At 61.4% G+C, this 21,328-nt stretch carries 18 protein-coding genes; 13 read left to right on the top strand and 5 right to left on the bottom strand.

Annotation, left to right across the window (positions count from 1 at the left end; translation table 11 throughout):
• The first annotated feature begins 29 nt into the window (after positions 1 to 29).
• Genes tssK through tssA form a run of 4 tightly spaced genes read left to right on the top strand, consistent with a single transcriptional unit; the run spans position 30 to position 7,041 of the window.
• Complete coding sequence (tssK, locus tag AC3WRD_RS16015) at positions 30 to 1,361, top strand: type VI secretion system baseplate subunit TssK (protein WP_102622082.1); 1,332 nt, start codon at positions 30 to 32, stop codon at positions 1,359 to 1,361.
• Positions 1,362 to 1,379: 18 nt separating this feature from the next.
• Complete coding sequence (locus tag AC3WRD_RS16010) at positions 1,380 to 2,144, top strand: DotU/TssL family secretion system protein (RefSeq protein ID WP_096820211.1); 765 nt, start codon at positions 1,380 to 1,382, stop codon at positions 2,142 to 2,144.
• Entirely contained in the window at positions 2,141 to 5,962 is a 3,822-nt protein-coding gene (locus AC3WRD_RS16005; protein ID WP_102622081.1) for a type VI secretion system protein, read from the top strand. Before AC3WRD_RS16010 ends, AC3WRD_RS16005 begins: the two co-directional genes overlap by 4 nt.
• On the top strand, positions 5,959 to 7,041 hold the full coding sequence (gene tssA / locus AC3WRD_RS16000; protein ID WP_102622080.1) for a type VI secretion system protein TssA: 1,083 nt from the start codon (positions 5,959 to 5,961) through the stop codon (positions 7,039 to 7,041). Before AC3WRD_RS16005 ends, tssA begins: the two co-directional genes overlap by 4 nt.
• Here tssA and AC3WRD_RS15995 read toward each other — a convergent pair.
• The 3 genes from AC3WRD_RS15995 to AC3WRD_RS15985 form a co-directional block, all read right to left on the bottom strand.
• Positions 7,038 to 8,006 carry a 2-hydroxyacid dehydrogenase gene (locus AC3WRD_RS15995; protein WP_102622079.1) on the bottom strand — a complete coding sequence of 323 codons (969 nt, stop codon included), beginning with the start codon at positions 8,004 to 8,006 and terminating at the stop codon, positions 7,038 to 7,040. The two genes, tssA and AC3WRD_RS15995, sit on opposite strands and share 4 nt — an antisense overlap.
• A gap of 139 nt (positions 8,007 to 8,145) precedes the next feature.
• The gene (locus AC3WRD_RS15990) at positions 8,146 to 8,670 is read right to left on the bottom strand and encodes a cysteine hydrolase family protein (RefSeq protein WP_102622078.1); all 525 of its coding nucleotides are present in this window, start codon (positions 8,668 to 8,670) and stop codon (positions 8,146 to 8,148) included.
• A 219-nt stretch (positions 8,671 to 8,889) separates the two neighbouring features.
• Positions 8,890 to 9,273: a tautomerase family protein gene (locus AC3WRD_RS15985; RefSeq protein WP_096820206.1), complete on the bottom strand. Its 384-nt coding sequence runs from the start codon at positions 9,271 to 9,273 to the stop codon at positions 8,890 to 8,892.
• Positions 9,274 to 9,546: 273 nt separating this feature from the next.
• On the opposite strand from AC3WRD_RS15985, the gene AC3WRD_RS15980 reads away from it, so the two are divergent.
• The 5 genes from AC3WRD_RS15980 (at position 9,547) to AC3WRD_RS15960 (ending at position 13,897) form a co-directional block, all read left to right on the top strand.
• The gene (locus tag AC3WRD_RS15980; RefSeq protein WP_064597508.1) at positions 9,547 to 9,741 is read left to right on the top strand and encodes a hypothetical protein; all 195 of its coding nucleotides are present in this window, start codon (positions 9,547 to 9,549) and stop codon (positions 9,739 to 9,741) included.
• 48 nt (positions 9,742 to 9,789) lie between these two features.
• Positions 9,790 to 9,960 carry a hypothetical protein gene (locus AC3WRD_RS15975; RefSeq protein WP_173861353.1) on the top strand — a complete coding sequence of 57 codons (171 nt, stop codon included), beginning with the start codon at positions 9,790 to 9,792 and terminating at the stop codon, positions 9,958 to 9,960.
• A gap of 255 nt (positions 9,961 to 10,215) precedes the next feature.
• A complete protein-coding gene (locus tag AC3WRD_RS15970; protein ID WP_096820204.1) occupies positions 10,216 to 11,496 on the top strand; it encodes an HAAAP family serine/threonine permease in 1,281 nt (426 codons plus the stop codon).
• Between the two features lie 135 nt (positions 11,497 to 11,631).
• Positions 11,632 to 12,249: a ParB-like protein gene (locus tag AC3WRD_RS15965; RefSeq protein WP_102622077.1), complete on the top strand. Its 618-nt coding sequence runs from the start codon at positions 11,632 to 11,634 to the stop codon at positions 12,247 to 12,249.
• Positions 12,239 to 13,897 (top strand): SulP family inorganic anion transporter, encoded by a 1,659-nt coding sequence (locus AC3WRD_RS15960; RefSeq protein WP_256580617.1) that lies wholly within the window; start codon positions 12,239 to 12,241, stop codon positions 13,895 to 13,897. The genes AC3WRD_RS15965 and AC3WRD_RS15960 overlap by 11 nt, the downstream gene beginning before the upstream one ends.
• A gap of 67 nt (positions 13,898 to 13,964) precedes the next feature.
• Here the strand turns inward: AC3WRD_RS15960 and acnB are convergent, their stop codons facing one another.
• Positions 13,965 to 16,574, bottom strand: coding sequence for a bifunctional aconitate hydratase 2/2-methylisocitrate dehydratase (acnB, locus tag AC3WRD_RS15955; protein WP_096820202.1), 2,610 nt, complete (start codon positions 16,572 to 16,574; stop codon positions 13,965 to 13,967).
• A 469-nt stretch (positions 16,575 to 17,043) separates the two neighbouring features.
• Between acnB and AC3WRD_RS15950 the strand changes: the two genes are divergently transcribed.
• Complete coding sequence (locus AC3WRD_RS15950; RefSeq protein WP_085711613.1) at positions 17,044 to 17,514, top strand: DUF1289 domain-containing protein; 471 nt, start codon at positions 17,044 to 17,046, stop codon at positions 17,512 to 17,514.
• Positions 17,515 to 17,559: 45 nt separating this feature from the next.
• On the opposite strand, the gene AC3WRD_RS15945 is transcribed toward AC3WRD_RS15950, so the two are convergent.
• Positions 17,560 to 18,423: a universal stress protein gene (locus AC3WRD_RS15945; RefSeq protein WP_096820201.1), complete on the bottom strand. Its 864-nt coding sequence runs from the start codon at positions 18,421 to 18,423 to the stop codon at positions 17,560 to 17,562.
• Between the two features lie 159 nt (positions 18,424 to 18,582).
• Here AC3WRD_RS15945 and AC3WRD_RS15940 point away from each other — a divergent pair, with 159 nt between their 5' ends.
• The 3 genes from AC3WRD_RS15940 to AC3WRD_RS15930 all read left to right on the top strand — a co-directional run bounded on the left by AC3WRD_RS15940 (position 18,583) and on the right by AC3WRD_RS15930 (position 21,325).
• On the top strand, positions 18,583 to 19,191 hold the full coding sequence (locus AC3WRD_RS15940; protein WP_085610660.1) for a MiaE family protein: 609 nt from the start codon (positions 18,583 to 18,585) through the stop codon (positions 19,189 to 19,191).
• A 139-nt stretch (positions 19,192 to 19,330) separates the two neighbouring features.
• Entirely contained in the window at positions 19,331 to 20,038 is a 708-nt protein-coding gene (locus tag AC3WRD_RS15935) for a response regulator (protein WP_096820200.1), read from the top strand.
• Positions 20,039 to 21,325 carry an ATP-binding protein gene (locus AC3WRD_RS15930; protein WP_096820199.1) on the top strand — a complete coding sequence of 429 codons (1,287 nt, stop codon included), beginning with the start codon at positions 20,039 to 20,041 and terminating at the stop codon, positions 21,323 to 21,325.
• Positions 21,326 to 21,328 lie beyond the last annotated feature (3 nt).

The raw sequence follows: 21,328 nt of genomic DNA, 5'->3' as shown, positions 1-21,328 counted from the left end.
CGGTTTGCGGTGCAGTCGAAGGGAGTCGTATGAGTCTGCTACCTGACGCGGTCTGCTGGCATGAAGGCATGCAATTGCTGCCACAGCATTTTCAGTTGCAGGGCCTGCGGGCCGAGGCGCTCGGCGCGCATCTGGCCCAGGCGTGCAACCCGTGGTTCTTTGGTGTCGGCCACATGGAGTTCGACCCTTCGGCGATGAGTGCCGGGGTGGTGCGGGTGCTGTCGTTGCAAGGGACGATGCCGGACGGTTTGCCGGTCAATCTGCAGGCGGGAGTCGGGCCGTTGCTGGAGCTGGATGTCGGCCCGTCGATCAACGAAACCGACGATGCGACCGTCACCGTTTACCTGGCGATCAGTCCGCTGTGGCGCGCCGGTCAACTGTTGCCGCTCAAGGGGCGATTGCAGTCGGTGGTCGGCGAGGCGCTGCCGGATCTCACCAGCGGCGAATTCCCCGAATCGATCACGGTGTGGCGACCCAACCCGCGTCTGTGCACGCAACTGAACAAGGCCGATTCGATCTGCCTGCCACTGCTGAAAATCCGCAAGGAGGGCGGCGGTTTCCTGCCGTTGCCCTATACACCGCCGACGCCGGTCCTGTTACCGGAGTCGCCGCTGGGTCGGCGCATTGCCGGGCTCTGCGCGCGAGCCCGGGAGAAATGCCTGTTCCTTGGCGGGCGTCTGCGTCAGGCACAACAGTCCGGCAATCAGGACGATGCGCTGGAGATCCGCCGCCAACTGACCGCGTTATGGACGCGGCTGCCGGAAGTCGAAGGTTCGCTGAACAGTCGCATTGCCCATCCGCAGGGTTTGTACGTGCAGTTGCTGGGGCTGGCCGGCGCGTGGTCGGCGCTGGATCCGCTGGCGGGCGTGCCGTCGTTCGCGCCGCTGGACTTTTTCGAGTTGCAGCGCGGATACGAACCGCTGCTGGACTGGCTGGAAACCACGCTGGAATTGATCCGCGCCGGTTACCGCAGCATCGCTTTCGAACGCAGTGAACACAGCTTTTCCATTCAGTTGCCGGACGAGCAACCCAGTCAGCGGCTGGTCATCGGCCTGCGCATGCCCAACGGTGCCAGCGAGCAGGCGGCCGGCGAGTGGCTGCGCGGTGCGATCATCGCCTCGGCGCCACACATCGCCTTGCTCAGCCGCCAGCGCATGAGCGGCCTGACACACCAGGCCATGAGCCGCAACGAACAAGTGGCCTACAGCGTCGGCGACGACACCCGACTGTTTGTGGTGACGGCCGAAGGCAACTGGTTTGACGCGCAGTTGCCGCTGATGATCGCCGCGCCGGCCACCCGGCTGACCAGCAGTCCGTGGCAAGTGGTGCTGTTTGTCGCCCAGAACAGTGAAAGTGCCTGATCACACAAGGAACGCCGTATGTCGCAAGGAAGTGCCGCAAGCCTTGGGTTGCAGGACGCACCGTTGAGCAGCGCGTTCCGTCAGACGTGGCAGCAATGGCAACTGGACTGGACTCAATTGCCCAAGGACATCGAGGACGATGCGGCGCTGGTCGAAACCGTGGTCGAGCTGTCCACCCAGGCTTCACAGCGCTTGTGGCGTACGGCGTTTTCGCGGGTCGGCGACTCGGCGACCGAACAGGTCAAGGCGCTGGTGTACGCCTTCGTTGCGCTGGTCGATGAAACCCTGCTGTTCAGCCCATGGCCGGGCCAGGGCGCCTGGCAAGACAAACCGCTGGAGTCGCGCCTGTATTCCAGCCGTCAGGCGGGTGAGCAAGTGCCGGCGGCGATTCAAACCCTTCTCGATGAACAACAACCCACCACCCGTGACCTCGCCAACGTCTATCTGCAATGTCTGATCCTCGGTTTCCATGGGCGTCTGCGTGGCGAGCACAGTCAGGCGCAATTGGAAAAGTGGCGGCTGGCGCTGTTCACCTTTGCCTGGCAGGACGAGGCCAGTTACGACGATGTCAGCGAACGACTGGTCCAGCCGTCGCTGGTCGCACCCCTGCAACTGCCGGTGCGCACGGCGTTGCCGGACGGTTTTCGTCTGGCGTTGGGCATTCTGGCGATGGTGCTGTTGCTGACCGGGGTCGGCCAGTTCTTGTGGAGTGACATTCGTTCCGAACTGGAGCCAGTGCTGCAAACCACCGACTCGATGGCGGCGCCGGAGCAAGACTCATGAGTACCTTGTCGATCGTCGCGTGGGTGGTCGCGGTGCTGTTGCTGCTGGTGATCGTCGGTGTGGCGGTGTGGTGGCTGCGCACTCGAAGCGGCGCGGCGATCCGCAGCTTCTATCTTGCGGTGCGGCACATGGAGCAAGAGCAGGGCACTCACGATCGCTATCAGTTGCCATGGTTGCTGATGCTCGGTGATGAGGTCCAGGGCACGCAACTGGTGACTGAGTGGCGCCTGCAACCCACCGACAAACCGGCCTGGTTCGGCCGTTGGTGGTCGGACCCGGAAGGTGCGGTGCTGGTGGTGCCCCAAGGCTTGTTTCTGCCGGAAGACGGCATGCATCTGCAACGTGGCGGCTGGTGGCGACTGCTCGGGCTGATCCTGCGCCTGCGCAGCAAGCGTCCGCTCGACGGGGTGATTTGGACCGTGCCGGTCAGTCGCCTCGGCAATCTGGAACAGGCGACGCAGTTGGGGCTTGCGGCGCGCCGACGCTTCATCGATCTGCTGCAGCGCTTTGGCCTGAGTGTACCGGTGTACGTGATCGTCACCGGGCTTGAGGAACTGCCGGGGTTTCAGGACCTGATCAGTGCGCTGCCTGATGAGGCACGCGAACGCACCCTGGGCTGGTCATCGCCGTTTGCGCGGGATGCGGTGTGGCAGGGGCAGTGGAGTGATCAGGCGCTGGATCGCCTGCACCGCGCCGTCGCCGAAGCAGTGATTGAACTCGGCACCTTGTCCGGGCATTTGAGTGCTGACCTGTATGCCTTGCCGGAGCGTCTCGAAACGCTGCGACGGGGTCTGCAAAACGTGCTTGAGCCGGTGTTTCAGGGCAACGCGCAGGGCGAGGCACCGTGTTTTCGTGGTGTGTATTTCAGCGCCAATCAACCCTGCGAGGATGCGCTCGACGGGTTCAGCGCCGATGACAGCGGCTTGCAGCGCAGTGTGTTCATGCGTCAGTTGTGGCGCCAGCGCCTGGTCGGTGAGCGTGGTCTGGCGCAAGGGGTGCCACGGCTGTTGCGCCTGCGTCAGCGTTGGCAACGGCTGACGGCCGGCGTGGCGCTGGTGGTCGGGGTCGTCTGGGCGCTGGCGATGTTCTGGGTGTGGAACCAGTCGGTCAAGGACGCCCATGAACTGGCGCGGCTGATGCAAGGCGCGCACAAGAGCTACGTCACGGTCACCGACGAGGCGCACCGCGTCGAGCCGACCCGGCGCAACGTGCAGAGCTTCTGGCGGGTACTGGAAAAAGCGCCGCACTGGCACTACGTGTCGCTGGCGTTTCCGTCTTCGTGGATTTCCTCTGTGGACGTGAAGATCGAACGGGCGGTGTTCCAGGCTGCCCAGCGTCATATGGTTCAGCCGCTGCATGCGTTGCTGGTGGCGGAGTTGACGAAGCTCAAGGCGATCCGCACCACTGATCGGCGCAACAGCGTCGAAAGCGAAGACCCGGCCCAGTGGCAGAACTACCAGAAGGCCACGGACCTGGTGGACCGGGCGCTGCGCCTGGAGCAGCAGAACCAGTTGTTCGCTGAGGTGCAGAACAATCAGCGGGCACCGCTGGACGATCTGGTGCAACTGAGCAACAACGCGCTGTCGCTCAACCTCAACGCGGCGACGGTGCCCCACGCCGCTTATTACAACCGGCTGTTGGCGGCAGGGGACAATGGTGATTTGCAGGCGCTGGATCTGAGTGTCGAGCGGCCGCTGATCGTCAGCAACTTCAACGGGCTGATGGAGCGCTGGCTCGATCAGTATTTCCTCGCCGACAACTTTGTCAGCAAGGCCGGCTACCTCAAGCTGCACCTGGAACAGCTTGAGGCCGGGAGTGGCAACAGCCTCAGCGAGCTGGAAGACCTGCGCGCGCTGATCGATGACCTGCAAGCGGCGATCGCCCTGACCAATTCGACCTGGAGTCGCGGCAAGGGCCAGGAACTGGTGCCGGGCTACCGCGAATTTCTCGACAAGGTGCGCAAGAGCACGTTGCTCGGGCCGGCGGTCGAGCAACAACTCGACGCCCAGGCGGGCAAGTTGCAGCAGAGTTTCCGTGATCAGTGGATCGCTCAGGTCGGTTCGCGCGGCAACTTGTTGGTGCAGCAGGGCAGCGGGCAACTGGCGTTGCAGGATCAGGTGGTGAAGCTCAATAACGCGGTGCAGGCGCTGTTCAAGCGCGACTTCGTGTCCATCGCCATGCGCGCCACCGAAGACAACGTCAACCTGCAAGGCCAGACCGTCGATGGCGACGATCTCAACACCTCGCTCAACTATTTCGCCAGCTACAAGAGTTATGTCGCCGAAGAACTGCCGCGCATTCCCCCGGCTTATCGCGGTGCGCTGCTGCAAGCGGCTGAAGGCGCGGCGGCGCAGGCCATGTGGCTGAGCCTGAAAGATCACAACGACCAGACGCATCCCTATGCGGTGTTCAATGTGCAGGCCGAGCAGGCCATGGCTTTGCAGAAGGCGTTTGTTGAAGTCCATCGCAGCGATCTGGCGGCGCGTCTGCAAGGTGCGTTGAACCGTCGGGCCATGGCGCAGATCATCAACGGTCTGGATGAAATCACCGCACAACCGCTGTTCGGCGGACGGACTGAAATCAGCCAGTGGGACGGCTCGAAAAACCTCGGCTTGCAGCTGTACGGCGCCAGCGATGTGCAGGACTTGAAGCTGAGCCTCAAGCAGCAATTCAACACCATGCTCGGCATCACCGAGCGGCGCACATCGGCGTTGCAGTGGCTGATGACCCAGCAGGGCAATCTGTCGGCGCTGGATTACGAACGGGTGACCCAGTTCAGCGCGCTCAACGACGAACTGCTCAAGTACAAGGATTCGAACCCGGCCAGTTCGCCGGCGCAGATCGAGCAATTGGTCAGCCGCGATTTCATCGAGATGGACACCGGCTCCTGCGTGCAGGTGTTGCAGACCGCCAATCTGGCGGGCGGGCGCGGCACTCTGGCAATGCGTGCGGTGGAATTGCAACAGTCGGCCATGCAGCGTTGCCAGTACCTGCAACAGCAACAGGCAGCAGCGGCGTGGAATGAACTGGCCAACTATTTCAATCAGTACCTGGCCGATCGCTTCCCGTTTGCCAACGGTTTGCAGGCGCAGGATGCGGACCCCGCGCGGGTGCAGCATTTTCTGGAAATCATCGACAAACGCCTGCCGGTCGCCCAGGCCGGGCTGGTGCTGAGTCAGACCCCGGAACGACTGGCGGCGGAAGATTTTCTCAACCGTTTGAAGCAGGCGAGCCTGTGGCTGACCCCGCTGTTCGTACGCGACAAGAGCGGCATTCTCGGTGTCGAGATGGACGTTCGCTGGCGCACCGATCGCGACGATGAGCGCGGTGCCGATCAGGTGATCGCCGGGGGCTTGCTGGCTGGCAGTCAGCAGATCAGCTATCCCGCCGCCGAGCAGACGAACCTGCGCTGGATGGTCGGCCAGCCGATCCGCCTGACCCTGCGCTGGGCGCGCAACGGTCGCGAGCGCCCGGTCAACGATCCGCTGCAACCGAACCTGGTGGTGCGGGACATGGAGGCGGGCTGGGAGTACGGCGGGCCATGGTCGTTGCTGCGGTTGATGCGCGCGCACTTCTCGGTCCAGCGACAGCCGAGTATGGATTACACGGACTTTCCGCTGACCCTACGCCTGCCGGTCACCGCGCTCAACGACAGTGTCACCACGGAGTTCACCCGGATGTTCGTGCGTCTGTCGTTGATGAGCCAGGGCTCGAAGCTGCCATTGTCGATTCCACCGTTGCCGACCCGGGCGCCGCGCTCGCCGTTTCAGGCAACGGGCACCACCGCCGCCATTGAATCCCGCGAGGAGGGCCTGTGAGCCTGCCATCTGCAACCATGCCGGACCTGATCGATCAGTTGCTCGCACCGATCAGCGCCGACGCGCCGTGTGGTGCGGATCTGCGTTACGAACGCGAGTTCGATCAATTGCGCGACCTGCGTCGCGAGGACGATGCGAGCCTGCCGACCGGGGTCTGGCAATCGACGCTGAAACAGGCGAACTGGCCGGAAGTGGAAAAACTCACCACGACGTTGCTGATCGAACGCAGCAAGGACCTGATGCTCAGCGCCTGGCTCGGCGAGGCCTGGCTGCACCTTCAAGGATTGGACGGATTGCCCGGCAGCCTGGCGCTGATCGCCGGATTGTGTGAGCGCTATCCCGAACAGTTGCACCCGCAGGCCGAGGAGGGTGATCAGTCGTGGCGGGTGATTCCGCTGGAGTGGCTGGTGCGTCGGTACAGTGAGGTGCTGCTGACCCGGGTGCCGCTGTTCGGCTCGCACAACAGCGATTTCGAGGCATACAACCTGGAAACCTGGCGCCGTTTGCAGGTGCAGCAGGTGCAGGTCAACGACAGCAAGAATGCCAAGGCCTCGGCGGAAACCGCACGCAATGAACAGAAGAAACTCAGCGATCAGGTGCGCGCCACGCCATTGGCATTCTGGCTGCGCCAACAGGGCAACCTGCTGCTGAGCCAGCAACACCTGCAGCGTCTGAACGCCTGGAGCGATACGTATCTGGGCGATCAGGGGCCGGGTTTGCAGCCCTTGCAGGAGATCATTCAAGCGCTGCTGAAACTGGTTCAGGAGTTCATCGCCATGCACCCACAAAAACCGGCGCCGGTCGCCCCTGTCGAAGCCCCCGTGGTGGAGGCGCAGCCGGTCGATGAAGCGCCCGTGGCGGCGCAGGTCTTTCGTGAGCCGGCGAACCGCGAAGAAGCCTATCGGCAATTGCTGCTGATCGCCGAATACCTGGCCCGCACCGAACCTCACAGCCCCGTGCCATACCTGATCCGGCGCGGGGTGGAGTGGGGCAACAAGCCGTTGAGCGAACTGCTCGGCGAGTTGATCTCGGCCGACGCCGAATCGCGGCGGCTGTGGACGTTGCTCGGCGTGCTTTAGTGCACGCGCTGGTTGTTTTGCTTCGGCGGCAGTGTCAGCGGTGTCAGCACCGGCTCCCCGGCAAAGAACGCCACCAGGTTTTTCCCCACCAGCTCCACGGTGCCCTGGGTGGCTTCCGGTGACAGCCCGGCGACGTGCGGGGTGAGAATCACGTTGCTCAGGGTTTTCAGTGCGTCCGGCACCCGGGGTTCGTGGTCGAACACATCCAGTGCGGCGCCGGCGATTCGCCGTTGCTCAAGTGCCGTGATCAGGTCCGCCGTGGCGATCACGCTGGCGCGGGCGATGTTGACGATAAAGCCTTTGGGCCCCAGTGCGTCCAGCACGGGACGGGTCACCAGATGCTGGCTGCCGATGCCGCCGGGCGTCGCCACCACCAGAAAGTCCGAGGCTCGCGCCAGTTCGGTGGGGGTCGAGCAGAAGGCGTAGGGCACGTCGTTGCGCACCTGGCGGTTGTGGTAGCTGATCTCCATGTCGAAACCCAGGTTTGCCCGTTTGGCGATGGCCATTCCCACCGCGCCGAGGCCGAGAATCCCCAGCCGCTTGCCCGCCAGGGACGGGCGCATGATCTTCGGCCATTCGCCACGACGCACGGCCGCGTCACAGCGCGGAATGTCGCGCACCAGCGACAGCAGCAACGCCATGGCATGGTCGGCCACCGACGAGGCGTTGACGCCGGCGCCGTTGGTGACGGTCAGGCCCCGGTTGCTGGCGGCTTGCAGGTCCACCTGTTCGTAGCCGGCGCCGATCACGCAGATGATTTTCAGCGCGGGCAACGCGGCGATTTCTTCGGCGTACAACCCCAGCGGGCCACGGGTCAGCACCGCGTCGATGCGTGCGCCGTGGGTGGCAATGGCCTGGGCGCGTTCGGCGGGTGTCGGGGCGAGGATCAGGTGAAAGCCCTGTCGTTCGAGAATGGGCAGGTAGTCATTGATGGTTTCAACCAGTACCAGAACGGTGGCGGGCATTGCTCGGCTCCTGTGATCGTCGGCGTGTCGGTCGCGAAAGTCGTGTCAGAGTGCTGATTCCAGAGCGGTTTGGCAATGGCCGGCACTGCCCCGCACCAGCCAGTGTAGGAGCTGATACGGGGAGCGCGCGGGCGCTTCGTCAGAAGGCAACGTCGGCAGTGTTGATCAACCGCGCGAACGCCGCGCCGAGGGTTGCGTTGTGGTGCTCGATGATCGCCTGGGCCGGTAGTGCGGGTGTGTCCATGCAAGTGTGGGCATCGGCTACCAGCAATGGTTTGAAGCCCAGATCGGCAGCGGCGCGGCAGGTGCTGTCGATGCAGAACTGGGTTTTCATGCCGACGATGTACAGATCTTCGATTTTCGCGGCGTTGAGTTGTTGAGCCAGATCTGTGCCGTGGAAGGCATTGGGGCGGGATTTGTCGATGAAGGTGGCGTTTGCGGCGTCCAGTTCAAACGCTGGCAATAACTGCCAGAACGCACTGCCGGCGGCAATCGGCGAGCCAACCGGCCCGGTGTGGCGCACGGCAAAGATCGGCACTTGCCGTTGGCGTGCCTGGGCGATCAAGTGCTGGATGTTGGCGAGCATACGTTCGCCGTCGTGGGGTTCTTCCTGACCCTGGAACAGGCCGACCTGCATATCGATGATCAACAGTGCTGCGGACATGGTGTTTCTCCTTCGGTACCAAACGTGCCGCACGGACGGGAGAAACAACAAGGCCCCGTCCATTGCTGGCGGGGCCTTGGGTTTGCTGCGCTGGATTTACCTCAGGCGCAAACACCACGACCCGCCGGTGGCGGTCGTGGTGGTACGGGTGAGGTGCAACGCGCAAAGGTTCATGGGGCCGATCATGCTGGCGGCGTCAACGGGCTGTCAACAGGTGCATCAACTGGCGTACTGGGCGATGCCGTTGCCGAATGACCAGTTTTCTTTCTTCACTTCCACCAGATTGATGAACACATCCTCCAGACGGATCGACAGGTGCGTGTTCAGGTTCTGGGCGATGGTCTGGTACAGCGCTTTTTTCTGCTCCAGCGTCCGGCCCTCATTGAGGGTGATCTGGATGATCACCAGTTGGTCGCTGCGCTGGATCCCCAGGTATTGCGTATCGAAGATGAAATGCTCGCCATCGTGCTCGGCCAGGATCTGGAAGTTGTCGTGCTCCGGGACATTGATCGTGCTGCGCATTGCGGCGTAGATCTGCTCGCCGACGCGTTTGGCGAAGGTCGGGTCGGGACGTTTCTTGAGTTCGACACGGACGAGGGGCATGAAAAGGCTCCTTGGGGCAGGGGGCTGGAAGCGGCTGTCAGTCGGTTCGCCATTGGGTATAGCCGAAAAATGCCAGTCGGTGAGGCTGTTTAAAAACGTTAGGAAGTGGACGCACCGTCCTGCGGGATTTACGGATGTTGCCTACGAGTGCTGCCGGATTTATCCGCTATACGGCGAGATGTGAAGCACGAAACCATAGAGAGCAGGACAGGACGCGCTCTTCAGGATGGAGCGGCGGTCTGGACGGAAATTGCCATCAGCCAAGGAAGGCCAATGCTTCAGAACAACCGTGAAAACCTGGAACTCGACAGGCTGCATAACGAAACGCGAAAACTTGTGGCTGAAAGGCAGAAGCTTCTGGCGGAAGAAAAGAAGCTGAAGTGGGAGACGTATTTTTATCCAGTCGCGGTAGTGGCCGGCGTGTTAACGGCAAGCGCGGCATTAGCGGGCGTCTTTTTCAAGTTTTGAGCGTTCGTTTTCGCAAACTTCAGACACATGACCCAAAAGGAAATCAACATGAGCACCTATGACGCCAAAGCCAGAATGGAACAACTGGAGCGGGAACACGATGAGTGGGCCGAGAAAATACGTATAAAAAACAAGAAAGAAATGCGCCCGATCTGGGGGTTGCTGGGGCTGGGCATCTTTTGCATGTTCCTTGGCTTCATATTGGCCCGATCGATTTGATCGGGTTTTGCCATGGCACATTCGGCGCCGGTACTTGCCATAAAACGACATCCGGCGTATCTGGCGCCGACATGATTTTTCCCAAAAACGACAACCGTTCAATCTGCTCCGCACAACCATTCCTCAGCTAAGTCTTTGCTTCCGCTCATTTATCGCGGAGAATCGCGCCCCTGTTTCGGCCGGAGCATGTCTGTCGGTTTTTTCCGACGCGTCCTGACCGAGTGGCAAGTGACCGGAATGCGGAGATCCGACCGGATGAATGATCAGGCCAATAGCGTCGAACAACGCTTTGAAGCGGCAGCACCAGCGCAACTGTCGAGCTGGAATCGCCATGACACTACCTGGATGTTGGGACTGTTTGGGACGGCCATCGGCGCCGGTACCCTGTTTTTGCCGATCAACGCAGGTCTGGGTGGCTTCTGGCCGCTGGTGATCCTCGCGCTGCTGGCCTTCCCCATGACCTTCTTCGCACACCGCGGTCTGACCCGCTTCGTGCTCTCCGGTCGCGAAGGCGCCGACATCACTGAGGTGGTGGAGCAGCATTTCGGCATCAAGGCCGGTGCGCTGATCACGTTGCTGTACTTCTTCGCGATCTTTCCGATCCTGCTGATCTACAGCGTCGGCCTGACCAACACGGTCGCCAGCTTCCTCGAACACCAACTGCACATCACGCCGCCACCGCGCGCGCTGCTGTCGTTCGTGCTGATCCTCGGCCTGCTGGCTGTGGTTCGCTGCGGCGAGCAAGTGATCGTCAAGGCGATGAGCCTGATGGTGTATCCGTTCATCGTTGCGCTGCTGTTCCTCGCCGTGTACCTGATTCCGCACTGGAACGGCGGCATCCTGTCCACCGCTTCGCAGGTGCCGGCGCCGTCGGCGCTGCTGCACACGCTGTGGCTGGCGATTCCGGTGATGGTGTTCTCGTTCAACCACTCACCGATCATCTCGGCGTTTGCGGTGGACCAGAAGCGTCGCTACGGTGTTCACGCCGACGAGCGCAGCTCGCAGATACTGTCCCGCGCCCACCTGCTGATGGTGGTGATGGTGCTGTTCTTCGTCTTCAGCTGCGTGCTGACCCTGTCGCCAGAGCAACTGGCCGAAGCCAAGGCGCAGAACCTGTCGATCCTGTCTTACCTGGCCAACCACTTCAGCAACCCGACCATCGCTTTCGCAGCGCCGTTGATTGCGTTCGTGGCCATCTCCAAGTCGTTCCTCGGTCACTACATCGGTGCCAGCGAAGGCCTTAAAGGTTTGATCGTCAAAAGCGGCAAGCGTCCGGGCGCCAAGGCGCTGGATCGCATCGTTGCGGCATTCATGCTGGTGGTGTGCTGGATCGTGGCGACCCTGAACCCGAGCATTCTCGGCATGATCGAGACCATCGGTGGCCCGGTCATCGCGGCGATCCTGTTCCTGATGCCGATGTATGCGATCCGCAAAGTGCCGGCAATGGCCCGCTATCGTGGCCAGGCGTCGAACGTGTTTGTCACCGCCGTGGGCCTGGTGGCGATTTCGGCGTTGATCTACTCGCTGACGGCCTGATTCCAGACCAGCAGCACCAAGCGGGGGCGAGCGATTCGCCCCCGTTTTTGCAAGACCTTCCGGTGCCTGATCCAGGGCACACATCCCACGACATAAACGGCTACGCTTGAAAGGCACTTTTCCCGGAGATGCCCCATGCCCCGTGCCCGACCGCAACTGATCAGCGCCAAACTGGAAAAACTCCATCCCACCCAGCTCACGGTCGGCCTCGCCGAAGTCGCCGACAAGCGTCAGGAATGGAAGAAGCTCAAACGCAAGGAGCGGGCGGCAGCGCTGGATAATCACTGGTTCCCCAGTGTGCTCGGGCCTGAAGGCGTCTATTACATCGTCGATCACCACCACTTCGGTCTTGCGCTGATTGAGGAAGAGGTCAAGAAGGCTTCATTGCTGGTGCTCAAGGACCTTTCCTTTGTCGACCCGGTGACGTTCTGGAGCGTGATGAACTTCAACCAGTGGGCGCATCCCTATGATGGTCGCGGTGCCAGGCGCTCCTTCGAAGCCATTCCCAAATCCATAGTCGATCTGCAGGACGATCCTTATCGCAGCCTTGCCGGACGCTTGCGCCGGGCCGGTGGCTACGCCAAGGACGCTACGCCCTACAGCGAATTCCTCTGGGCGGACTTCTTTCGCAGCCGCATCGCCAGCGACCAGATCAACGATCTGAGCCAAAAATTACAGACCAAAGCCATGAACCTGGCGCGCAGCCAGGAGGCTCGGTATCTGCCGGGGTGGGTGGGTCCGATTGTCAACTGAACCCCTGAGCGCTGCTTCCCGACCCGAAGTGCAAAGTCGCAGTCAGGACCTGCTGGCCGGGTTGTCGATTGCCGGCCTGTTGCTGCCCGAGGCGGTGGCCTACTCCAGCATTGCCGCGCTGCCACCCCAGGCCGGGGTGATCGCGTTGTTTGCCGGGTTGTTGTGTTACGCGCTGATGGGCACCAGTCGGTTTGCCGTGGTTTCGGCCACCTCATCCTCGGCAGCGGTGCTGGCAGCGGCGACGGCTTCGCTGGCCGGTGGTGATCCGGCATTGCGCCTGAGCCTGGCGGTCGGTCTGGTGTTGATGACCGGCGTGCTGTTTCTGCTGGCGGGACTGTTCAAGCTCGGCAGCGTGACTTCTTTCATCGCCAAACCGGTGTTACGCGGGTTCGCCTTGGGGCTGGCGGTGACGATCATCCTCAAACAGGTGGCGAGCGTCGTCGATGTTCACCTGACGGACAGCAACCTGATTCGCTTCCTGCCGCAGTTGCTGGAGCAGTGGCCGCAATGGAACGTGGCGGGTGCCGGGATCGCGCTGGTGGCGTTGCTGGTGTTGATGCTCTGCGCGCGGTTTCGTCGAGTGCCGGGTGGACTGATCGTCGTAGCGCTGGGTATTGCCGCCAGTCAATGGCTGAACCTGCCGGCTCACGGGGTGAAACTGATCGGGGTCATCGATCTGGCGCTGGAGGTGCCACGCCTGCCAAACATGCCGTTTGCCGACTGGCTGCGCCTCGGGGAACTGGCGTTTGCCATGGTGATGATTCTGTATGCCGAGTCTTATGGTTCGATCAGCTCGTTTGCCCTGAAGCACGGCGACAAGGTCTCTTCGAACCGCGATCTGTTGGCTCTAGGTGCATCCAATCTGTTGTCGGGGCTGTTTCATGGCATGCCGGCCGGAGCGGGGTATTCGGCAACATCGGCCAATGAAGCGGCGGGGGCCACATCGCGATTGGCCGGTATTGTCGCGGCGGCAGTGGTGCTGCTGATCGTGTTGACGGTGCTGCCGTACATCGCTCTGACCCCGGAACCGGTGCTGGCCGCTATTGTGATCCATGCCTTGGGACGGGCGTTGAGCCTGCAACCGCTGGGCCGCTACTTTATCTGGCGCCGCGATCGCTTGTTGGTGATCTGCGCCGTGGCGGCGGTGTTGGTACTGAGCGTGCTCGACGGTTTGCTATTGGCGGTAGCGATCAGCGTGGTGCTGATGCTGAAACAGATGTCATCGGCGGATATCCAGGTGCTGGGGCAAATGGGCGGTGGTCACGACTATGTCGACGTGCAGCGCCATCCGGATGCCCGGGAAATCCCCGGCGTGCTGATTGTGCGGCCAAGTGAGGCGCTGTTTTTCGCCAATGTGGAGCGCATTCTCGGCGGCGCGCTGCGCTTGGCCCGTCATGCGCCGGCAGCGGTGCACACGATCATCCTGAGTCTGGAAGAATCGCCGGACCTGGACGGCACCAGCATCGAAGCGCTGGAAGCGTTCTTCCTGCAGGTGCGGGCCGAGGACAAACTGTTGATTCTGGCGCGCCTCAAACATGAGGCGCAGACCGTGCTGGCGCAATTGCCAGAACTGGAACGCGAGCAGGTACTGCTGAGCGGTTTGAGTGTGGACGAGGCGGTACAGCAGGCACTCAAGCTCAATGCATGAGTTTCCGGAGGTATAAAAAAACGCCGCACATCTTGCGATGGGCGGCGTTTTTCATTGCGTTGCAGCGTTAGGCTTGAACGACCGGAATGTTGGCGTTCGCAGCAGCTTCACGGAACTCGGCAATCTGGTCGAAGGACAGGTAGCGGTAAACGTCGGCCGCCATGCTGTCGATCTTGCCAGCGTATTCCATGTACTCCTCGACGGTCGGCAGGCGACCCAGGATCGAAGCAACGGACGCCAGCTCAGCCGAAGCCAGGTAGACGTTCGCGCCGTCGCCCAGACGGTTCGGGAAGTTACGGGTCGACGTCGACACCACGGTGCTGTTCGGCTCAACGCGTGCCTGGTTACCCATGCACAGCGAGCAGCCTGGCATTTCCATGCGTGCGCCGGCCTTGCCGTAGATGCCGTAGTAGCCTTCTTCGGTCAGTTGGTGAGCGTCCATCTTGGTCGGCGGCGACAGCCACAGACGGGTTGGCAGCTGACCCTTGACCTGATCCAGCAGTTTACCGGCAGCGCGGAAGTGACCGATGTTGGTCATGCACGAACCGATGAACACTTCGTCGATCTTCTCGCCAGCAACGCTGGACAGCAGACGGGCGTCGTCCGGGTCGTTCGGCGCGCACAGTACAGGCTCGCTGATGTCGGCCAGATCGATTTCGATGATTTCGGCGTATTCGGCGTCGGCATCGGCTTCCATCAGCTCAGGGTTGGCAACCCAGGCTTCCATCGCTTGAGCACGACGTTCCAGAGTACGCGCATCGCCGTAGCCTTCGCCGATCATCCAGCGCAGCAGGGTGATGTTGGAGTTCAGGTACTCGGTGATCGACTCTTTCGACAGCTTGATGGTGCAACCGGCAGCCGAACGTTCGGCCGAGGCGTCGGACAGTTCGAAAGCCTGTTCCAGGGTCAGACCTTCCAGGCCTTCGATTTCCAGGATGCGGCCGGAGAAGGCGTTTTTCTTGCCTTTCTTCTCGACGGTCAGCAGGCCGTTCTGGATAGCGAAGTAAGGAATGGCATGAACCAGGTCACGCAGGGTGATGCCAGGTTTCATTTTGCCTTTGAAGCGCACCAGGATCGATTCCGGCATGTCCAGCGGCATGACGCCGGTGGCAGCGGCGAACGCGACCAGACCGGAACCGGCCGGGAACGAGATGCCCATCGGGAAACGGGTGTGCGAGTCGCCACCGGTACCTACGGTGTCCGGCAGCAGCATGCGGTTCAGCCACGAGTGGATGATGCCGTCGCCCGGACGCAGGGAAACGCCGCCGCGGGTCATGATGAAGTCAGGCAGGGTGTGGTGGGTAGTCACGTCGATCGGCTTTGGATAAGCCGCGGTGTGGCAGAAGGACTGCATCACCAGATCAGCGGAGAAGCCCAGGCACGCCAGGTCTTTCAGTTCGTCACGGGTCATTGGACCGGTGGTGTCCTGAGAACCTACGGTGGTCATCTTCGGCTCGCAGTAAGTGCCAGGACGAACGCCTTTGCCTTCTGCCAGACCGCAAGCCTTGCCGACCATTTTCTGCGCCAGGGTGAAGCCCTTGGTGCTTTCGGCCGGAGCTTCCGGCTTCTTGAACAGGTCGAACGCAGGCAGACCCAGTTCAGCGCGAGCCTTCTCGGTCAGGCCACGGCCGATGATCAGCGGGATACGGCCGCCGGCGCGGACTTCGTCCAGCAGAACCGGGGTCTTCATTTCGAAGGTGGTGATGACTTCGTCGGTACCGTGCTTGCAGACTTTGCCAGCGTGCGGGTACAGGTCGATCACGTCGCCCATGTTCATGTTCGATACGTCGAACTCGATTGGCAGTGCGCCGGCATCTTCCATGGTGTTGTAGAAGATCGGAGCAATTTTGCTGCCGAAGCAGAAACCGCCACCGCGCTTGTTCGGCACGTAAGGGATGTCGTCGCCGAAGAACCACAGAACCGAGTTGGTCGCGGATTTACGCGAGGAACCGGTACCGACCACGTCACCGACGTAGGCGATCGGGAAGCCTTCGCCGCGCATGGTTTCGATCTGCTTCATCGGGCCGGTCTTGCCTTGCTCGTCCGGAACGATGCCGTCACGGGCCATTTTCAGCATGGCCAGGGCGTGCAGTGGGATGTCTGGACGCGACCAGGCGTCTGGAGCAGGGGACAGGTCGTCGGTGTTGGTTTCGCCGGTCACCTTGAAGACGCGCAGGCTGATCTTGTCGGCCAGCACAGGGCGCTTCTTGAACCACTCGCCGTCAGCCCAGGATTGCAGCACGGCCTTGGCGTGAACGTTGCCGTTCTTGGCTTTTTCAGCCACGTCGTGGAAGGCATCGAACATCAGCAGGGTGTGCTTGAGTTCTTCGGCAGCCACTGGCGCCAGCTCGGCGTTGTCCAGCAGGTCTACCAGGGTCACGATGTTGTAGCCGCCCTGCATGGTGCCGAGCAGTTCTACAGCGCGCTTCTTGTCCAGCAGAGGGGAGGAGACTTCGCCCTTGGCCAGTGCGGAGAGGAAACCGGCCTTGACGTAGGCGGCTTCGTCCACTCCTGGTGGAACGCGATTGGTGATCAGGTCAACGAGGAAAGCTTCTTCGCCAGCCGGAGGATTCTTCAGCAGCTCGACCAGGCCTGCAGTTTGTTCGGCGTTAAGCGGCTGGGGAACGATACCCAGGGCTGCACGCTCTTCGATATGTTTGCGGTAGGCTTCAAGCACAGTTATTACCCTCATCAGTGGTCCCAAATGGGTGTCCGGGACGCTCATCCCGAAATTGCCGTACTCATGCTCCTCACGACGTTGTGGGTCGTTCGGCCAGAATTACCGGCAATTCCTTACAGAAGCTGCTTTCAAAGTTTTACGCCTGCAGAACGGGGAGCTGATGAGGGTTGGCGTATGGCTTTTCCCCGCTGGAAAAACCTTACGCCAACACCGCTCTGAAGGAACGACTGTGCTCGTGACGCTTTGAAAACAGCTTCTAACGGACATTGGCGCCTAAAAAGGCTGGCTGATTCTACGGCAAAAAAAATTTAAAGGTAAGTCGCGCTCTATTGGACTTTGGTTGCGTTGTGCACGGGTGGGGCAAACCTTGATCCAGCACTTGTCCCTGACGTTTGAGGGGTGATGAATGCCGGACAAAGGGCTAACATGCCGACCTGTTCCGCGTTTCAAGTGTTTTGCCCATTCTATGCCCAATCAGACCATCAAGACCCCCTGCGTCGGCCTCTGCTCCACTGTTTACGGTGATCTGGTGTGCCGTGGCTGCAAGCGTTTCCACCACGAAGTGATCCACTGGAACGGTTACAACGAGGAAGAAAAACGCGCGGTGTGGCTGCGTCTTGAGCAATTGCTGTCACAAGTGATGGCCAGCAAGGTCGAAGTCTTCGACCCGGCGCGGCTGCGCCAGCAACTGGAACAGCGCAAGATCCGCTTCGTGCCGCACCAATCGGAATATTGCTGGGCCTATCAGCTGATCGCCCGGGGCGCGCGGGTGATCATTAATCTGGAAGCCTACGGGATGGTGTTGCTGCCGGAGTTTCGCGACTGGAACCTGCCGGAACTGCGCGATGCCATTGATCGGGAATTTTTCCTGCTGTCGGAAGCGCACTATCAGCGCTACATCGCGCCCGGTTTTCTGAAGGATGCGCTGGGCGAGTGAGCATTACCTGTGGCGAACACGCTCGCCACAGGATGACAACAATGCTTAATGTTTCACCGCCAACTCCACCAGATGGTCTTCAACCTCCTGCGGCTTGAGCACCAGCACATCACTCTCCAGCGCATCCAGCACCACTTCGGCGGTATTGCCGATCAGCGCCCCTGACAACCCGGTGCGCGCCACGGTGCCAATCACGGTCACGGCCGCCTGCAGCTTGTGCGCCATAAATGGAATCAGCACATCCGCCGGGCCTTCCTCGACATGCAAATGCTCGTCGTCGACATCGAATTCAGCCTGAAACGCCCGGCATTGCTCGCGATAACGCGCCTCGATGGTTTCCTTGAGCTGGAAGGTCGGGTCTGCCGCCGACAGCATCGGTGACGGATGGGCGGTAATGACGTGCAGATGCCCCTTGGCCAGGCTCGCGATGTCATAGCCGTGATCAATGAGGGTGGTGTGCAGGTGGCGGTGCTCGCCATCGGCATTGCCCACATCGACCGCCACCAGAATCACTCGGTCTTTCCAGGAGGCCGAGGTCTTCACCAGCAGCACCGGGGTCGGGCAGTGGCGCAGCAGTTTCCAGTCCGCCGGGGTCAGCAGGGCCTTTTTCAGCGAGCTGTCGGGGAAATGCTGTTTGATCACCAACCCGCAGCCTTCGGCTTGCTGCACATCGATGATGGTTTCGTGCAGGCTCTCGTTCCACGCCTGTTCGGTGGTGACGCTATAACCGTCCGCCAGCAGCGCGGCCTTGAGCACGCTGAGCATGCCGGCGTGATCGTGCTTCTTGTCGCAGACCAGCAGGTGCAGATGGGCCTGGGTCACCCCGGCGATCAGCTTGGCGCGCTTGAGCGCCAGGCTTTCCGCGTGTTCGGGTTCGATGACCACCAGAATGCTGCGAATGGCTTGCATGAGTGAGTCTCCAGCAATGAAAAGGCACGGCGTTGCACAACTATAGTTGCTGCTCATCCGTCTGCGACTTGATGCATATCAACGCGGGCGGCTGGTGGTCTGCGGGCAGGCCGGTATAATCGGCGCCTTTCGCTCGAACACCTTTTGACCGTGAGCCCCATGATCCTTCCCGAAATCCACGAATTCCTTGGTTGCCGCACGCCTGACGCTTGGGTCCAGGCCGCGCTGGCCGATCAGGAAACCCTGCTGATCGACCACAAGAACTGCGAGTTCAAGGCCGCCAGCACCGCGTTGAGCCTGATTGCCAAGTACCATTCCCACGTCGATCTGATCAACATGATGTCGCGTCTGGCCCGGGAAGAACTGGTTCACCACGAACAGGTCATGCGCATCATGAAACGGCGCAAGATCGAACTGCGCCAGCTGCACGCCGGCCGTTATGCTTCGAGCCTGCGCAAAGTGGTGCGCAGCCACGAGCCGGTGAAACTGGTCGACACCCTGGTGGTCGGCGCCTTCATCGAAGCGCGCAGTTGCGAGCGGTTCGAAGCACTGGTGCCGCATCTGGACGAAGAACTCGGCAAGTTCTACTTCGGCCTGCTGAAAAGCGAGGCCCGGCATTTCCAGGGTTACCTGAAACTGGCCTACCAGTACGGTGACGCCAAGGACATTGCCCAGGTGATCGAGAAAGTCCGCGCCGCCGAGCAGGACCTGATCGAATCGCCGGACGAGGAATTCCGTTTCCACAGCGGCGTGCCCGTCGCGGCATGAATTGTTAAAAACTCTTAAGAGTATGAAACATCAACGAAAACCGGCCCAAGTGGCCGGTTTTTGCTGCCTGCGATAAACGTCTGGCCCGCGAATGCCGCCATAATGGCGCCCACTTCACTGAGGGTTGGCGACGGTTGTTATGGATAACCTGGGTTTTGGCAGAGTCCTGCTGGTGGAAGACGATGAGCGCCTGGCCGCGCTGATCGCGCACTTTCTCGAACAACACGGCTACGAGGTACGCACGGTGCATCGCGGCGATCTGGCCGTGGCCGCGTTTCTCGAATTCAAGCCCAAAGTCGTGGTGCTCGACCTGATGCTGCCGGGGCAAAGCGGCCTGCACGTGTGCCGGGAAATCCGCAGCGTGTCGGACACGCCGATTGTCATCCTGACCGCCAAGGAAGATGACCTCGACCACATTCTGGGCCTGGAGTCCGGGGCCGATGACTACGTGATCAAACCGATCAAACCGCCGGTCCTGCTGGCACGCCTGCGTGCCCTACAACGTCGGCAAGTGCCGGACAGCGGCGTGGTCAGCTCGCTGGAGTTCGGCAATCTGATCATCGATCGCAGTTGCCGCGAAGTGCGTCTGGCGGGCGAGTTGATCGAGCTGACCACCATGGAATTCGAACTGCTGTGGCTGCTGGCCAGTGCCGCCGGCAATATCCTGTCGCGCGATGACATTCTCAATCGCATGCGCGGCATCGCTTTCGATGGCCTCAATCGCAGCGTCGATGTGTACATCAGCAAGCTGCGCAACAAACTCAAGGACAATCCCCGCGAACCGGTGTGCATCAAGACCGTGTGGGGCAAGGGCTATCTGTTCAATCCGTTCGCGTGGGAGCTGTAGATGCTGCGGTTATTTCTGGGACTGTTTCTGGTGATGACAGTCGGGTTGGTGGCGGCGCTGCAAACCGTCGAACACACCTTCAACGCGTTGCTCGACAACCAGATGCAGGCCTACAACCGCGAGGCGGTGCGGGGCCAGGCCTGGTCGCTGATCGAGCACATGCGCGACCAGCAAGGTGCGGCGCGCGAGGCGCAGCTGGAGGCGTTGCGTCCGCATTACGGGCTGACGTTGAACCTGATCGAGTCCGATCAACTGGCCCTGACGCCCGAGGAAAAGGCTGAACTGGCGCAGAACCTGTTGGTGATTCGCGACAACTACACCCAGTTCATCAGCAACATCGACGGCGGTTCGCAGGTACTCAGCATCAAATTGCCGCCCGAGCCGAGCCTGATGCCGTTCTACATCGCAGCGGCCTATCTGATGCTGGCGGTGCTGCTCGGCATCGTCCTGTACTTCTGGGTCCGTCCGCACTGGCGCGATCTGGAAAAGCTGCGACTGGCCGCCGAGCGTTTTGGCGACAACGACCTGTCATCGCGCATCCAGCTTTCCAAACGCTCGAACATTCGCGATCTGGCCGAACACTTCAACCTGATGGCGGCGCGCATCGAAGGCCTGATCGCCAATCAGCGCGAACTGACCAACGCCGTGTCTCATGAACTGCGCACGCCGATTGCCCGGCTGTCGTTCGAACTCGACCAGCTCAAGCAACAACCGGACGCCAGTCAGAACCGCGAACTGATCGCCGACATGTACGCCGACCTTGGCGAGCTGGAAGAAATGGTCTCCGAGCTGCTGACCTACGCCAGCCTCGAACGCGGCGCGACGGTCATCACCCGTGAAAACATTCAGGCCGCCAACTGGCTCGACAGTGTGGTGGGCAGCGTCGCCCTGGAAGCCGAGGCCGCCGGGGTGCAATTGCTGATCGGCGAATGCCGGGTCGAAGAAGTGCGGATCGAGCCGCGTTTCATGGCGCGGGCGGTGATCAATCTGCTGCGCAATGCCATTCGTTATGCCGAGCAGCGGGTCGAGGTGTCGCTGGTGCGCATCGGCGATCAATACGAAGTGCAGGTCAACGACGACGGCCCGGGTGTACCGCTGGCCGGTCGGGAGAAGATTTTCGAACCGTTCTCGCGCCTGGACGCCAGCCGTGACCGCCGCACTGGTGGATTCGGCCTCGGACTGGCATTGGTGCGACGGGTGTCGCAGTCCCATGGCGGTCGGGTCGAGGTTGGCGATTCACCGTGGGGCGGGGCGTCATTTCGCATGACCTGGGCGCATCTGGATTGATTG

The sequence above is a fragment of the Pseudomonas sp. FW215-R2 genome, assembly GCF_058789255.1.
Note: the sequence above shows the minus strand (reverse complement) of the source record. Positions and strands in the feature narration are given on the sequence as shown.